General features: G+C 69.2%; 14 protein-coding genes. 6 read left to right on the top strand and 8 right to left on the bottom strand.

Annotation, left to right across the window (positions count from 1 at the left end):
- Window positions 1–1,095 (bottom strand): MFS transporter (locus tag ACQKIP_RS24845; RefSeq protein WP_427744096.1); only part of this gene is annotated, 1,095 nt, incomplete at its 3' end.
- A 99-nt stretch (window positions 1,096–1,194) separates the two neighbouring features.
- Between ACQKIP_RS24845 and ACQKIP_RS24840 the strand changes: the two genes are divergently transcribed.
- Window positions 1,195–1,887 carry a FadR/GntR family transcriptional regulator gene (locus ACQKIP_RS24840; RefSeq protein ID WP_365853352.1) on the top strand — a complete coding sequence of 231 codons (693 nt, stop codon included), beginning with the start codon at window positions 1,195–1,197 and terminating at the stop codon, window positions 1,885–1,887.
- Between the two features lie 52 nt (window positions 1,888–1,939).
- Here the strand turns inward: ACQKIP_RS24840 and ACQKIP_RS24835 are convergent, their stop codons facing one another.
- The 3 genes from ACQKIP_RS24835 to fabG all read right to left on the bottom strand — a co-directional run bounded on the left by ACQKIP_RS24835 (window position 1,940) and on the right by fabG (window position 3,898).
- Complete coding sequence (locus ACQKIP_RS24835) at window positions 1,940–2,275, bottom strand: hypothetical protein (RefSeq protein ID WP_427744094.1); 336 nt, start codon at window positions 2,273–2,275, stop codon at window positions 1,940–1,942.
- Between the two features lie 136 nt (window positions 2,276–2,411).
- A complete protein-coding gene (gene fabI, locus ACQKIP_RS24830) occupies window positions 2,412–3,173 on the bottom strand; it encodes an enoyl-ACP reductase FabI (RefSeq protein WP_361188102.1) in 762 nt (253 codons plus the stop codon).
- A 5-nt stretch (window positions 3,174–3,178) separates the two neighbouring features.
- On the bottom strand, window positions 3,179–3,898 hold the full coding sequence (gene fabG / locus ACQKIP_RS24825; protein ID WP_361188104.1) for a 3-oxoacyl-[acyl-carrier-protein] reductase: 720 nt from the start codon (window positions 3,896–3,898) through the stop codon (window positions 3,179–3,181).
- Between the two features lie 185 nt (window positions 3,899–4,083).
- Between fabG and ACQKIP_RS24820 the strand changes: the two genes are divergently transcribed.
- From ACQKIP_RS24820 to tyrS, 3 genes are all read left to right on the top strand, one after another.
- Window positions 4,084–5,607 carry a TldD/PmbA family protein gene (locus tag ACQKIP_RS24820; RefSeq protein WP_365853347.1) on the top strand — a complete coding sequence of 508 codons (1,524 nt, stop codon included), beginning with the start codon at window positions 4,084–4,086 and terminating at the stop codon, window positions 5,605–5,607.
- Complete coding sequence (locus tag ACQKIP_RS24815) at window positions 5,604–6,995, top strand: metallopeptidase TldD-related protein (protein WP_365853345.1); 1,392 nt, start codon at window positions 5,604–5,606, stop codon at window positions 6,993–6,995. The genes ACQKIP_RS24820 and ACQKIP_RS24815 overlap by 4 nt, the downstream gene beginning before the upstream one ends.
- A gap of 82 nt (window positions 6,996–7,077) precedes the next feature.
- Window positions 7,078–8,346, top strand: a complete 1,269-nt coding sequence (gene tyrS, locus ACQKIP_RS24810; protein ID WP_365853343.1) for a tyrosine--tRNA ligase — start codon at window positions 7,078–7,080, stop codon at window positions 8,344–8,346.
- A gap of 66 nt (window positions 8,347–8,412) precedes the next feature.
- On the opposite strand, the gene ACQKIP_RS24805 is transcribed toward tyrS, so the two are convergent.
- Window positions 8,413–8,691, bottom strand: a complete 279-nt coding sequence (locus ACQKIP_RS24805) for a GlsB/YeaQ/YmgE family stress response membrane protein (RefSeq protein WP_361188114.1) — start codon at window positions 8,689–8,691, stop codon at window positions 8,413–8,415.
- Between the two features lie 215 nt (window positions 8,692–8,906).
- Between ACQKIP_RS24805 and ACQKIP_RS24800 the strand changes: the two genes are divergently transcribed.
- Together ACQKIP_RS24800 and ACQKIP_RS24795 are read left to right on the top strand one after the other, a co-directional pair.
- Complete coding sequence (locus tag ACQKIP_RS24800; RefSeq protein ID WP_365853341.1) at window positions 8,907–9,296, top strand: DUF3099 domain-containing protein; 390 nt, start codon at window positions 8,907–8,909, stop codon at window positions 9,294–9,296.
- 189 nt (window positions 9,297–9,485) lie between these two features.
- Window positions 9,486–9,713: a hypothetical protein gene (locus tag ACQKIP_RS24795; protein ID WP_365853339.1), complete on the top strand. Its 228-nt coding sequence runs from the start codon at window positions 9,486–9,488 to the stop codon at window positions 9,711–9,713.
- Here the strand turns inward: ACQKIP_RS24795 and moaA are convergent.
- The 3 genes from moaA to ACQKIP_RS24780 form a co-directional block, all read right to left on the bottom strand.
- Complete coding sequence (gene moaA, locus ACQKIP_RS24790; protein WP_365853337.1) at window positions 9,710–10,717, bottom strand: GTP 3',8-cyclase MoaA; 1,008 nt, start codon at window positions 10,715–10,717, stop codon at window positions 9,710–9,712. The two genes, ACQKIP_RS24795 and moaA, sit on opposite strands and share 4 nt — an antisense overlap.
- Before the next feature lie 180 nt (window positions 10,718–10,897).
- Complete coding sequence (locus ACQKIP_RS24785) at window positions 10,898–12,529, bottom strand: solute symporter family protein (protein ID WP_365853335.1); 1,632 nt, start codon at window positions 12,527–12,529, stop codon at window positions 10,898–10,900.
- Window positions 12,526–12,894, bottom strand: a complete 369-nt coding sequence (locus ACQKIP_RS24780; RefSeq protein ID WP_365853333.1) for a DUF485 domain-containing protein — start codon at window positions 12,892–12,894, stop codon at window positions 12,526–12,528. Before ACQKIP_RS24780 ends, ACQKIP_RS24785 begins: the two co-directional genes overlap by 4 nt.
- Window positions 12,895–13,169 lie beyond the last annotated feature (275 nt).

The following is a 13,169-nucleotide window of genomic DNA, read 5'->3' as shown; positions in this document are numbered from 1 at the left end:
CACACTGCTCTTGGCCCGCATGCCGACCATGGTGAGGGCCAGCGGGAAGGCGCAGTTGGAGACGCCGAGCAGCAGGGCCCACACCCAGGCACCCCCCTGGGGGGCGAAGTAGAGGCCCGCGTACCCGGCGAGACCGCAGACGCCGAGCACGACCACCACGGGGCCCTGGTTCGGCAGCCGGGTGGCGACCCGCGGGATGACGAAGGCCAGCGGCACGCCCATCGCCATGATGACGGCGAGGAGCACACCTGCCTGGCCCGCCGGGACCCCCGCGTCACGGAAGATCTGCGGCATCCAGCCCATCGTGATGTACGCGGCGGTGGCCTGGAGCCCGAAGAAGCAGGCCAGCGCCCATGCCGTACGGCTGCGCGTGATCCGCAGCTCGGCGTCCTCCCGGCGCACCTCGGAGCTGACGTGCTCCGGGGCGGCGGACGCGGCGCTCCGGTCGCGCACGAGCGGCAGCCACGGCACGACGGCGACGACGGCGAGCGCCGCCCACACCGCGAGGCCGGTCTGCCAACTGCCGCCCATTGCGTCGGTCATCGGCACCGTGATGGCCGCCGCCAGCGAGGTGCCGAGGGCGAGGGCCATGGAGTAGAGCCCGGTCATCGAGCCGACCCGGTCGGGGAACCAGCGCTTGACGATCACCGGCATCAGGACGTTGCTGACCGCGATGCCCATGAGGGCGAGCGCGCTCGCGGCCAGGAAGCCGACGGTGCCGCCCAGGAAGGGGCGGATGGCCAGGCCCGTGGCGATCGCGACCATGCCCGCGCAGACCACGGCGCTGGGGCCGAACCGGCGGGCGAGCCGCGGTGCCATCACTCCGAAGATCGCGAAGCAGAGCGGCGGGACGGAGGTGAGCAGACCGGCGAGCGTGCCGCTCATGCCGAGCCCGTCGCGCACCTCTTCGAGGAGGGAGCCGAGGCTGGTGATGCCCGGGCGGAGGTTGAGGGCGGCCAGAACGATGCCGACCATGACGAGACGCGTCGCCCACGCGCGCGTGGCGGGCTGTTTCTCCGCTGCCCCGTTCGCCGCGTCGGTACGTATCGGTGTCGTCGGTGTCGGTGTCATCGTCCTGGTTTCCTCACTAGCCATGGAGCCATCATAGAATCATGGGATGATTGGCTGTCCAATCCGTTGTCACTGTTTCCGTCACACCGCCGCCTCCCGTCACATCGCGCACGAAGGAACGTCATGCCGCTGACCACCCCTCACCGATCTGCGCTCTCCGAGCAGGTCATCGCCGAGCTGCGCAACCAGATCTCGTCGGGAGAATGGCCGGTCGGCTCCCGTATCCCCACCGAACCCGAGCTGGTCGAGCAGCTGGGCGTGGCCCGCAACACCGTCCGGGAGGCGGTCCGCGCCCTGGCGCACAACGGCCTCCTCGACATCCGCCAGGGCTCGGGCACCTACGTGGTCGCGACGAGCGAACTGGCCGGCGTGATGCAGCGCAGGTTCGCCGACGCGGAGCCGCGGCACATCGCGGAGCTGCGCAGCACGCTGGAGTCGAGCGCGGCGAAGCTGGCCGCGCAGCGGCGCACGGAGCGCGACCTCAAGCAGCTCGACGCCCTCCTCGAGCGCCGCGAGCAGGCCTGGGCCTCGGGCGACGCGGAGGCCTTCGTGACGGCGGACGCGACCTTCCACCTGGCCGTGGTGGCCGCGTCCCACAACGACGTGATGACGGCGATGTACGCGGACCTCGGCGAGGTCATGCGGGACTGGCTGCGCGAGGACGTCGGCGAGAAGCTGACCCCCGAGAGCCACATGGACCACGCCCGGCTCGTCGACGCGATCCGGGAGAGCGACGCGGAGGCGGCGGCGAAGGAGGCCGCGGGCTACCCCTTCATGTGCCGCCCGGAGCTCTTCGAGGACTCGGCACGGGCCTGATCCGAGCCGCCGGGCCACCGGGCCACCTGACCACCGGGCCGGGCCGTGACCCTCACTTGTCGTGGCTGACCCAGACCGTCCGGATCTCTTTCCAGCACCGCCCGGTGAGCCGCACGGTCGAGGCGGGCCCCGCCTCGACGGGCACTCCGTCGCTGTCGATGTCCCACCACTGCTCGCACTCCACGTGCAGGCGCACCCGGTCGGGCTCGGGGTAGGGGTTGTGGCAGTACGCGACCGCCTCCGAGCCCTCGACGTCGGTGCGGCACTCCGCGCCGAACGGCCGGGGTTCGTCAACCTCCACATGTGCGCGTGGCGGCTCGGCCTCTGTGACGGCGTGTGACGCGGCGCCGTGCGGCAGGGCGATCAGCAGGGTGAGAGCGGCGAGCACCGCGGGAGATGACGGGCGCACACCTCAGGGTGCGCGGACAGGCCCCGGCCCCGCCTGGCCGGTGAGCCGAACGGGTGACGCCCCGCCTCCCGCGCGATGCGGGGGACGGGGCGTCAGAAGCGTACGTAATGCCTGCTCAGGCACCCATCATGTGCACGCCGCCGTCGACGTGGATGATCTCGCCGGTCGTCTTCGGGAAGAAGTCCGAGAGCAGCGCGACGATGCCGCGGCCCGCGGGCTCCGGGTCGGCCATGTCCCAGTCCAGCGGCGAACGGGTGTTCCAGACGTCCGCGAGGTCGGCGAAGCCGGGGATGGACTTGGCGGCCATGGAGCCGATCGGACCCGCCGAGATCATGTTGCAGCGGATGTTCTCCTTGCCCAGATCACGGGCGAGGTAGCGGCTCGTGGCCTCCAGTGCGGCCTTGGCCGGGCCCATCCAGTCGTACTTCGGCCAGGCGAACTGCGCGTCGAAGGTGAGGCCGACGACCGAGGCACCGTCCTCGAACAGCGGGCGGCAGGCCATGGTGAGCGACTTCAGGGAGAACGCCGAGACGTGCATCGCCGTCGCGACGTCCTCGAAGGACGCCTCGAGGAAGTTGAAGGCACCCTGCGGCGCGAAGCCGATGGAGTGCACGACGCCGTCGAGGCCGCCGAGCTCGTCCTTGACCAGGCCCGCGAGCCGGTCCAGGTGCTCCTGGTTGGTCACGTCGAGCTCGATGACCTTGGCGGGCTTGGGCAGCTTCTTCGCGATGCGCTCGGTGAGCGTGGGACGCGGGAAGGCGGTGAGGATGACCTCGGCACCCTGCTCCTGCGCGACCTTGGCCGCGTGGAACGCGATGGAGGACTCCATCAGGACGCCCGTGATCAGGATCTTCTTGCCGTCGAGAATTCCGCTCATGGTGATCAGTGACCCATGCCCAATCCGCCGTCAACGGGGATGACGGCTCCAGTGATGTACGACGCGTCGTCCGAGGCGAGGAACTTCACCGCGGCGGCGATCTCCTCGGGCTGCGCGTAACGGCCGAGCGGCACCTGCGCCACGATGTTCGACCGCTGCTCGTCCGTGAGCACCTTGGTCATGTCGGTGTCGACAAAACCCGGCGCGACGACGTTGAAGGTGAGGTTGCGCGACCCGAGCTCACGGGCGAGGGAGCGCGCGAAGCCGACCAGGCCGGCCTTGGAGGCGGCGTAGTTCGCCTGCCCCGGACCGCCCATCAGGCCGACGACCGAGGAGATCAGGACGACACGGCCCTTCCTGGCGCGCAGCATGCCGCGGTTGGCGCGCTTGACGACACGGAAGGTCCCGGTGAGGTTCGTGTCGAGGACGGACGTGAAGTCCTCCTCGGACATCCGCATGAGGAGCTGGTCCTTGGTGATCCCGGCGTTGGCCACCAGAACCTCCACGGGACCGTGCTTCTCCTCGATCTCCTTGTAGGCCTGCTCCACCTGCTCGGTGTCGGTGATGTCGCACTTGACGGCGAGGACTCCGAGCTCGGTGAGGGCCTGGGGCGGTTCACCCGAGCGGTAGGTGATCGCGACCTTGTCGCCTGCGTCGGCGAAGACGCGGGCGATGGCGAGGCCGATGCCCCGGTTTCCTCCGGTGACGAGAACCGAGCGGCTCAACGGATCACCCTTTCGATAGCGGTCTGGTACCTCGAAAACCTATCGGTACGGTGCTCCATACGGAGAATCGACGACCGACAGTGGCGTACCGGACTCACTGTCGGGTCCCTACAGAAAACTCTGGCCGCCGGGCCTCCACGCGCGACATGATCTGACCGACCGGTGCCGACAGCAGGGAGACATCCGTGCCCCATTCCATCGATGAAGCCTTCACGGCGCTGCCCCTGCGGGCGCTCGCCGATGCGGCCCTGGCCCGCGCGCGTGCCCTGGGCGCGGAGCACGCGGACTTCCGCTTCGAGCGGGTGCGCAGCGCGTCCTGGCGGCTGCGGGACGCCAAGCCGTCCGGTACGTCGGACACCACGGACCTCGGCTACGCGGTCCGTGTCGTGCACGGCGGAACCTGGGGCTTCGCCTCGGGCGTGGACCTGACGATGGACGCGGCGGCGAAGGTCGCGTCGCAGGCCGTGGCGATGGCGAAGCTTTCGGCCAAAGTCATCAAGGCGGCCGGGTCGGACGAGCGCGTCGAGCTCGCCCATGAGCCGGTGCACGCGGAGAAGACCTGGGTGTCGGCGTACGAGATCGACCCCTTCTCCGTGCCGGAGGAGGAGAAGAGCGGGCTGCTCGCCGAGTGGAGTTCCCGCCTCCTTGCCGCCGACGGCGTCTCGCACGTCGACGCCTCGCTGCTCACCGTGCACGAGAACAAGTTCTACGCGGACACGGCGGGGACGGTGACCACGCAGCAGCGGGTCCGCCTGCACCCGCAGCTCACCGCGGTGGCGGTCGACGAGACGAGCGGCGAGTTCGACTCGATGCGCACCATCGCGCCGCCGGCCGGGCGCGGCTGGGAGTACCTCACGGGGACCGGCTGGGACTGGGACGCCGAGCTGGAGCGCATCCCCGGGTACCTCGCCGAGAAGATGCGGGCGCCCAGCGTGGAGGCCGGCTCGTACGACCTGATCGTCGATCCGTCGAACCTCTGGCTGACCATCCACGAGTCCATCGGCCACGCCACCGAGCTGGACCGCGCCCTCGGCTACGAAGCGGCGTACGCGGGGACGTCGTTCGCCACCTTCGACCAGCTCGGCAAGCTGGCGTACGGCTCGTCGATCATGAATGTGACGGGCGACAGGACCGCCGAGCACGGACTTGCGACCATCGGGTACGACGACGAGGGCGTGGCCGCGCAGTCCTGGGACCTGGTGAAGGACGGCACCCTGGTCGGCTATCAGCTGGACCGGCGCATAGCGAAGCTCACCGGCTTCGAGCGCTCCAACGGCTGCGCGTACGCGGACTCCCCCGGCCATGTGCCGGTGCAGCGCATGGCGAACGTGTCGTTGCAGCCGGATCCGGGCGGGCTCTCCACGGAGGATCTGATCGCGGGCGTCGATCGCGGCATTTACGTGGTGGGCGACCGGTCCTGGTCGATCGACATGCAGAGGTACAACTTCCAGTTCACCGGGCAGCGCTTCTACCGCATCGAGAACGGCCGCATCGCCGGTCAGCTGCGTGATGTCGCGTACCAGGCGACGACGACCGACTTCTGGGGTTCGATGGCCGCGGTCGGCGGCCCGCAGACGTACGTACTCGGCGGTGCCTTCAACTGCGGCAAGGCCCAGCCGGGCCAGGTCGCGGCTGTCTCGCACGGCTGCCCCTCGGCCCTGTTCCGAGGCGTGAACATCCTCAACACCACGCAGGAGGCGGGTCGATGAGCCGTAGCAGCAAGCCTTACGAGATCGTCGAGCGCGCCCTCGAACTGTCCACCGCCGACGGCTGTGTGGTCATCGCAGACGAGCACTCGACCGCGAACCTGCGCTGGGCGGGCAACGCCCTGACCACCAACGGCGTCACCCGCGGCCGCACCCTCACCGTCATCGCGACCGTCGACGGCAAGGAGGGCACCGCGTCCGGCGTCGTCTCGCGCGCGGCCGTGACCGCCGCCGAGCTGGAGCCGCTGGTCCGCGCGGCCGAGCACGCCGCGCGCGGGGCCGGTCCCGCCGAGGACGCGCAGCCGCTGGTGGCCGGGACAAAGGAGTCCGCGGACTTCAGGGACGCGCCCGGCGAGACGTCCTCCGCGGTCTTCACGGACTTCGCCCCCGCGCTCGGCGAGGCGTTCGCCACCGCCCGCGCGGGCGGGCGTGAGCTGTACGGCTTCGCGAACCACGAACTCGTGACGAGCTACCTCGGTACGTCGACGGGCCTGCGCCTGCGGCACGACCAGCCCAACGGCACCCTCGAACTCAACGCCAAGTCCCCCGACCGCACGAAGTCGGCGTGGGCGGGGCGTGCCACGCGGGACTTCAGGGACGTCGACCCCGCGGCGCTCGACGCGGAGCTCGCCAAGCGGCTGGGATGGGCGCAGCGGCGCGTCGATCTGCCCGCGGGGCGGTACGAGACGCTGCTGCCGCCGACCGCCGTCGCCGACCTGCTGATCTACCAGCTGTGGTCGGCTTCGGCACGGGACGCGGCCGAGGGCCGGACGGTGTTCTCCAAGCCGGGCGGCGGCACCCGGGTGGGCGACCGGCTCGCCGAGCTGCCCCTGACGCTGCGCAGCGACCCGAACGAGCCCGGCCTTGAGTCCGCGCCGTTCGTGCTCGCGCACGCATCGGGCGGCGACTCCTCCGTCTTCGACAACGGGCTTCCGCTGGTCGCCACCGACTGGGTGCGCGCGGGCGAGCTCGCGCATCTGACCAGCACCCGGCACAGCGCGGGCCTGACCGGTCTGCCGGTGGCGCCCGCCATAGACAACCTCATCCTCGACGGCGGCACCGACCGCTCCCTGGAGGAGATGGTCGCGGGCACGCAGCGCGGGCTGCTCCTGACCTGCCTCTGGTACATACGGGAGGTCGACCCGGCCACGCTGCTGCTCACCGGGCTCACCAGGGACGGCGTCTACCTCGTGGAGAACGGCGAGGTCGTCGGCGAGGTGAACAACTTCCGCTTCAACGAGTCGCCGGTCGACCTGCTCTCGCGGGCCGCCGAGGCCGGGCGGACGGAAAAGACGCTTCCCAGGGAGTGGGGCGACTGGTTCACCAGGGCCGCGATGCCTGCCCTGCGCATCCCCGACTTCAACATGAGCTCGGTCAGCCAAGGCGTGTGACGCCCATAGACTGGCCGGTGCCAGCCGGTACCGGCCAGGAGCCTTTCGACCGGCCAGAAACCTCTCAAGGAGACACAGGACCGTGACGGACATCGTCGACGAGCTGAAGTGGCGGGGCCTTTTCGCCCTGTCCACGGACGAAGATGCACTGCGCAAGGCGCTCGCGGACGGTCCCGTCACGTTCTATTGCGGCTTCGACCCGACCGCGGCCAGCCTGCACGTCGGGCACCTGGTGCAGGTCCTCACGGTGGCCCGCCTCCAGCAGGCGGGGCACCGGCCGCTCGCCCTGGTGGGCGGCGCCACGGGTCAGATCGGTGACCCGCGGCCGACCGCCGAGCGCACCCTGAACGACCCGGAGACGGTCGCGAACTGGGTGGCCCGGCTGCGTTCGCAGATCGAGCCGTTCCTGTCCTTCGAGGGCGAGAACGCCGCGACGATGGTCAACAACCTGGACTGGACCGCGGGGATGTCCGCGATCGAGTTCCTGCGGGACATCGGCAAGCACTTCCGCGTGAACAAGATGCTGACCAAGGACTCCGTGGCCCGCCGCCTGGAGTCGCAGGAGGGCATCTCGTACACGGAGTTCAGCTACCAGCTGCTCCAGGGCATGGACTTCCTGGAGCTCTACCGGCGCTACGGCTGCACCTTGCAGACCGGCGGCAGCGACCAGTGGGGCAACCTCACGGCGGGCATCGACCTGATCCACCGCCTGGAGCCGGACGCCACGGTGCACGCCGTCGGCACGCCGCTGATGGTCAAGGCGGACGGCACCAAGTTCGGCAAATCCGAGGGCGGCGCCGTCTGGCTCGACCCCGAGATGACCACGCCGTACGCGTTCTACCAGTTCTGGCTGAACGTGGACGACCGCGACGTCTCGACGTACATGCGCATCCTCAGCTTCAAGTCCCGCGAGGAGCTCGAGGAGATCGAGAAGCTCACCGAGGAGCGTCCGCAGGCCCGCGCGGCCCAGCGCGCGCTCGCCGAGGAGCTGACGACGCTGGTGCACGGCGCCGACCAGTGCGCCGCGGTCATCGCCGCGTCCAAGGCGCTGTTCGGCCAGGGCGAGCTCGGCGACCTCGACGAGGCGACGCTGAGCGCGGCACTCTCCGAGCTGCCGCGCGTCCAGGTCACGGAGCTCGGCCCGGTGGTGGACCTGCTCGCGGAGGTCGGCCTGGTGGCGAGCAAGTCCGCGGCCCGGCGCACGGTCAAGGAGGGCGGTGCCTACGTGAACAACGCGAAGGTCGCCTCGGAGGACGCCGTGCCGTCGCGCGAGGACCTGCTGCACGGGCGCTGGCTGGTGCTGCGCCGGGGCAAGAAGAACCTGGCGGCCGTCGAGGTCACCGCGGGCTGACAGATCACCCGCGAAGGGGGCCGGTCCGTACGGGCCGGCCCCCTTCGCGTGCCTCTTACCCGCAGGTCAGGCACGTTGCTGCTTGTTGCCTCTGATCATCTTGTACAGCATGTCTCCGACGCCCACGACGACGAGCGCGGCCACGAGCTGCAGGGCGTGCCGGCCCCAGTCGATGCCCTTGGTGTCGGCGATGCCGAACCCAGAGGCAAGCGAGTTGCCGATGATCGCGCCGATGATGCCGAAGATCGTGGTCAGCCAGAGCGGACTGTGCTGCTTCCCGGGCAGGATCGCCTTGGCGAGCAGCCCCAGCACGAATCCGACGACGATGGCCCACAACCAGCTCATAGCTGCCTCCTCATCCGGCTCAACATGAGCATTACGGTCAGTGTCGACCGATCCTCCATACGGCGCATGTCGGGCACCCCCATACGTGGCACGGCGCAGTCAGGACACCGAGAAGGAACCTGCCCCGGTCTCGAAGGCTGCGCAGCCCCGGCGTAACGTGGAGCAGGTCCGGGCCGGGGAGCGCCCGGCTTCTTGTGAGCAGGCGGTGGAATGTGATGCGGAAGCAGAGCGGCGCCCAGGTATTCCGGATCACAGGGGCCCGGCAGGGTCTCGCGGAGGATGTACGGGGCAGGCAGCGCCGGTACGTGATCTCGATGTCGATCCGCACTCTTTCGGTCATCGCCGCCGCGGTGCTGTGGAACGTCGAGCGGCATGTCGCTTTCGTCGCTCTGGTGCTCGGCATCCTCCTGCCGTACATCTCCGTCGTGATCGCCAACGCGGGCCGGGAGAACGCCCCCTCGTTGCCGTCGACCTTCGTACCGGCACCATCCCGGCCAATCCTTCCGCCGCCGCCGGTGCGCGAAGAGGCCGCGGAACCCGTCCCGGAAGGCGGCGCGGGCCCGACGCGGGGCGGGCCCAACGCTCCGTACGGGCAACAGAACTGACCGTCGACGTTGCGCCAAGCTCAAGAAAAGCTCAGATCAATCATGTAGTTCCGGTGCCGGGTAGCCGGTCCCCCGTGACATACTTCGTACGCGCTCCGCATCCCCCGTCGGAGCGACAGACCGACGCCGGGCAGCTCCCCCCGTGGCTGCTCGGCGTCGCCTTGTTTTGAACGCACTTGGACGTTAGCTGTGAGCGACGAAACACCGATCTGTTCCGCCAAGGGCTGCCGCGCCGCCGCCGTGTGGGTGCTCGCGTGGAACAACCCGAAGATCCACACTCCGGAGCGCCGCAAGACGTGGCTCGCCTGTGAGGAACACCGCGAGCACCTCTCCCAATTCCTGGGCGTACGCAGCATGTTGAAGGACGTCGTGCCGCTGGCCGAGTGGGAAGCCCGAAGCGAGTCCTCCGACTCCTAGCCGCCGATCGCCGACATCGGGCGGTCGGGCTGCAGGAACGCCGGGTCGTCCAGGCCCGAGCCGGCCTTCTTGCCCCACATCGCGAGCTTCCATATGCGTGCGATCGCCTCGTCCGAGCCGTCCTCGCTGTCCTCGGGCCTCGCCCGCAGGGCCCCGCGCAGGTCGGTTTCCTCGGTGGCGAACAGGCAGGTGCGGACCTGGCCGTCGGCCGTCAGGCGGGTGCGGTCGCAGGCCGAGCAGAACGGGCGGGTGACGGAGGCGATGACGCCGACGCGATGCGGTCCGCCGTCGACGATCCAGCGCTCGGCCGGCGCGGAGCCGCGCTCGCCGGAGCCCTCTTCGGTGAGCTCGAAGCGGGTACGCAGCGACTTCAGGATGTCACCGGCGGTGATCATTCCGTCGCGCTTCCAGCCGTGCTGGGCGTCAAGGGGCATCTGCTCGATGAACCGCAGTTCGTAGTCGTTCTCGACGGCCCAGGCGAGGAGGTCGGGGGCCTCGTCGTCGTTCAGGCCGGGCATCAGGACCGTATTCACCTTGACCGGGGTCAGGCCCGCCTCGCGGGCCGCTTCGAGGCCCTCCAGGACGTCCTTGTGGCGGTCGCGGCGGGTGAGGGTCTTGAAGACGTCGGGGCGCAGCGTGTCCAGGGAGACGTTCACCCGGTCGAGGCCCGCGGCCTTGAGGGCCTTGGCGGTGCGCTTGAGGCCGATGCCGTTCGTCGTCAGGGACATCCTGGGGCGCGGCTCCAGCTGGGCGCAGCGCTCGACGATGCCGACGAGGCCGGGGCGCAGCAGCGGCTCGCCGCCGGTGAAGCGGATCTCGGTGACGCCGAGCTGCGTCACGGCGATCCGGATGAGACGGACGATCTCGTCGTCGCTGAGGAGCTCGGACTTGGACAGCCACTGCAGGCCTTCTTCGGGCATGCAGTACGTGCAGCGCAGGTTGCACTTGTCCGTCAGCGAAACCCGCAGATCGGTGGCCACTCGGCCGTAGGTGTCGATGAGCACGTGGGCCCCCTCCCTGATCCTGTTCAGCCGGTTCGGTTCAGATACCACGAGCCTACGTGACGGGACTGACAGCGTCGGGGGCCCGATCCCACGAGGAGCGGCACGGCCGCGTCGTAGAGATCTACCAACGATCTACGACGCGGCCGCTGACCTGCGTGTTTCAAGGGGAACTGAGGGTGATCAGTGGGCTCCGGTACCGGTGAGGGACCGTACCTCCAGCTCCGCGTACTTGCCCTTGTCGGCCTCTTCCTTCGACAGGAGCGTGCCGATCCAGCCGAGCAGGAAGCCCACCGGGATCGAGATGAGGCCCGGGTTCTCCAGCGGGAACCAGTGGAAGTCGACGCCCTTGAACATCGACGTCTTCGGGTTGCCCGAGACGACCGGCGAGAACAGCACCAGGAAGACCGCGGTGAACAGTCCGCCGTAGATCGACCAGAGCGCGCCCTGGGTGGTGAACCGCTTCCAGAAGAGGCTGTAGAGGATCGTCGGCAGGTTGGCGGACGCGGCGACCGCGAAGGCGAGCGCGACGAGGCCCGCCACGTTCAGGTCGCGGGCGAGCGCGCCCAGGGCGATGGAGACGATGCCGATGAAGACCGTGGCCCAGCGGGCCGCCTTCATCTCCTCCTTCTCGGTGGCCTTGCCCTTCTTGATGACGTTGGCGTAGATGTCGTGCGCGAACGACGAGGACGAGGCAAGCGTCAGACCGGCGACGACCGCGAGGATCGTGGCGAACGCGACGGCGGAGATCGTGGCGAGCAGGATGGCGCCCCACGACGAATCGACGCCGCCCAGATGCAGCGCGAGGAGTGGCGCCGCGGTATTGCCCGCCGGGTTGGACTCGATGATCTCGGCCGGCTTGATGAGCGCGGCGGCGCCGAAGCCGAGCGCGATCGTCATCAGGTAGAAGGCGCCGATGATGCCGATCGCCCAGTTCACGGACTTACGCGCGGCCTTGGCGGTCGGCACCGTGTAGAAGCGGATCAGGATGTGCGGCAGGCCCGCGGTACCCAGGACGAGGGCGATGCCCAGCGAGATGAAGTCCAGCTTCGACGTGGAGGTCGCGCCGTACTTCAGACCCGGCTCCAGGAACTTGGTGCCCTGGCCGCTGTTGGAGGCGGCCGTGCCGAGCAGGTCGGAGACGTTGAAGTCGAACTTCAGCAGGACCAGGAAGGTGAGGAGCAGCGTGCCCGCGATGAGCAGCACGGCCTTGACCATCTGGACCCACGTGGTGCCCTTCATGCCGCCGATGGTGACGTACACGATCATCAGCACGCCGACGAGGGCGACGATCCCGATCTTGCCGGCGTCGGACGTGATGCCCAGAAGGAGCGAGACCAGGACGCCCGCGCCCGCCATCTGGGCGAGCAGGTAGAAGATCGACACGACGATCGTGGACGTGCCGGCGGCGGTGCGCACCGGGCGCTGGCGCATGCGGTAGGCGAGCACGTCGCCCATCGTGTAGCGCCCGGAGTTGCGCAGCGGCTCGGCGACCAGGAGGAGCGCCACGAGCCAGGCGACCAGGAAGCCGATGGAGTACAGGAAGCCGTCGTAACCGAAGAGCGCGATGGCGCCCGCGATGCCCAGGAAGGACGCGGCCGACATGTAGTCGCCGGAGACCGCGAGGCCGTTCTGGAAGGCGGTGAACTGACGGCCGCCCGCGTAGAAGTCGGCGGCGCTCTTGGTCTGGCGTCCTGCCCAGACGGTGATGACCAGGGTGGCCACCACGAAGACGGCGAAGAGGGCGATGATCAGCGGCCGGTGCTCGCTCGCCTCACCCGCGGCCAGGACAGTGGTGTTCAGCGCGGGGCTCATGCGCCGCCCTCCATACGGGACTTGATCGCCTCGGCCCTGGGGTCGAGCTTGGTGGCCGCGTGGCGGGAGTACCACCAGGCGATGAGGAACGTGGTCAGGAACTGCGCGAGGCCGAGGACCAGGGCGACGTTGATGTTGCCGAACACCTTGGTGCCCATGAAGCCGCCCGCGTAGTTCGAGAGCAGCACGTACGCGAGGTACCAGACGATGAAGGCGATCGTCAGCGGAAAGGCGAAGGAGCGGTGCGCCTTGCGGAGTTCACCGAACTCGGGGCTCGCTTGCTCCTGGAGGAATTCTTCCGTGGACGGCGCATGGCGAGCGGGGGTTTCTCCGTCCTCGGACGGTGGGGAGGCATCGGTGGCCACGGAGTCTTCTCCTCGTGGTGCGGGTGCGGTGGGGACGGACAGCTGATCCATTGACTCTCTCTGATCCGGCAGTGACGCGGATCACGTGAGCCACGGATGGCGATGCTAAGGCCACGGGACGTGATCCGACAGGGGTCGATGTTGCTTCCGTTACCTGTTCAACGTCTCGACGGCGCGCCTGACGCGGTACCACGGACCGATTTCTTCCGGAATCCATTGCTGGCCTGGGAGTTCGGGGGATAACTTCACCCTGCACGACCCGTCATGTACCTGCC

This window comes from Streptomyces sp. NPDC059900 (assembly GCF_050270335.1).
In the GTDB taxonomy this organism is placed as follows: Bacteria; Actinomycetota; Actinomycetes; order Streptomycetales; family Streptomycetaceae; genus Streptomyces.
The sequence above is the reverse complement of the archived record's forward strand: the minus strand, read 5'-3'. Positions and strand labels throughout refer to the sequence as shown.

Excerpts from the sequence above, each read along its gene's own strand:
- ACQKIP_RS24785 (WP_365853335.1), bottom strand. The coding sequence starts at position 12,529 with ATGAGCCCCGCGCTGAACACCACTGTCCTGGCCGCGGGTGAGGCGAGC.
- ACQKIP_RS24815 (WP_365853345.1), top strand. The coding sequence starts at position 5,604 with ATGAGCCGTAGCAGCAAGCCTTACGAGATCGTCGAGCGCGCCCTCGAA.
- fabI (WP_361188102.1), bottom strand. The coding sequence starts at position 3,173 with ATGAGCGGAATTCTCGACGGCAAGAAGATCCTGATCACGGGCGTCCTG.
- ACQKIP_RS24805 (WP_361188114.1), bottom strand. The coding sequence starts at position 8,691 with ATGAGCTGGTTGTGGGCCATCGTCGTCGGATTCGTGCTGGGGCTGCTC.
- ACQKIP_RS24840 (WP_365853352.1), top strand. The coding sequence starts at position 1,195 with ATGCCGCTGACCACCCCTCACCGATCTGCGCTCTCCGAGCAGGTCATC.
- ACQKIP_RS24800 (WP_365853341.1), top strand. The coding sequence starts at position 8,907 with ATGCGGAAGCAGAGCGGCGCCCAGGTATTCCGGATCACAGGGGCCCGG.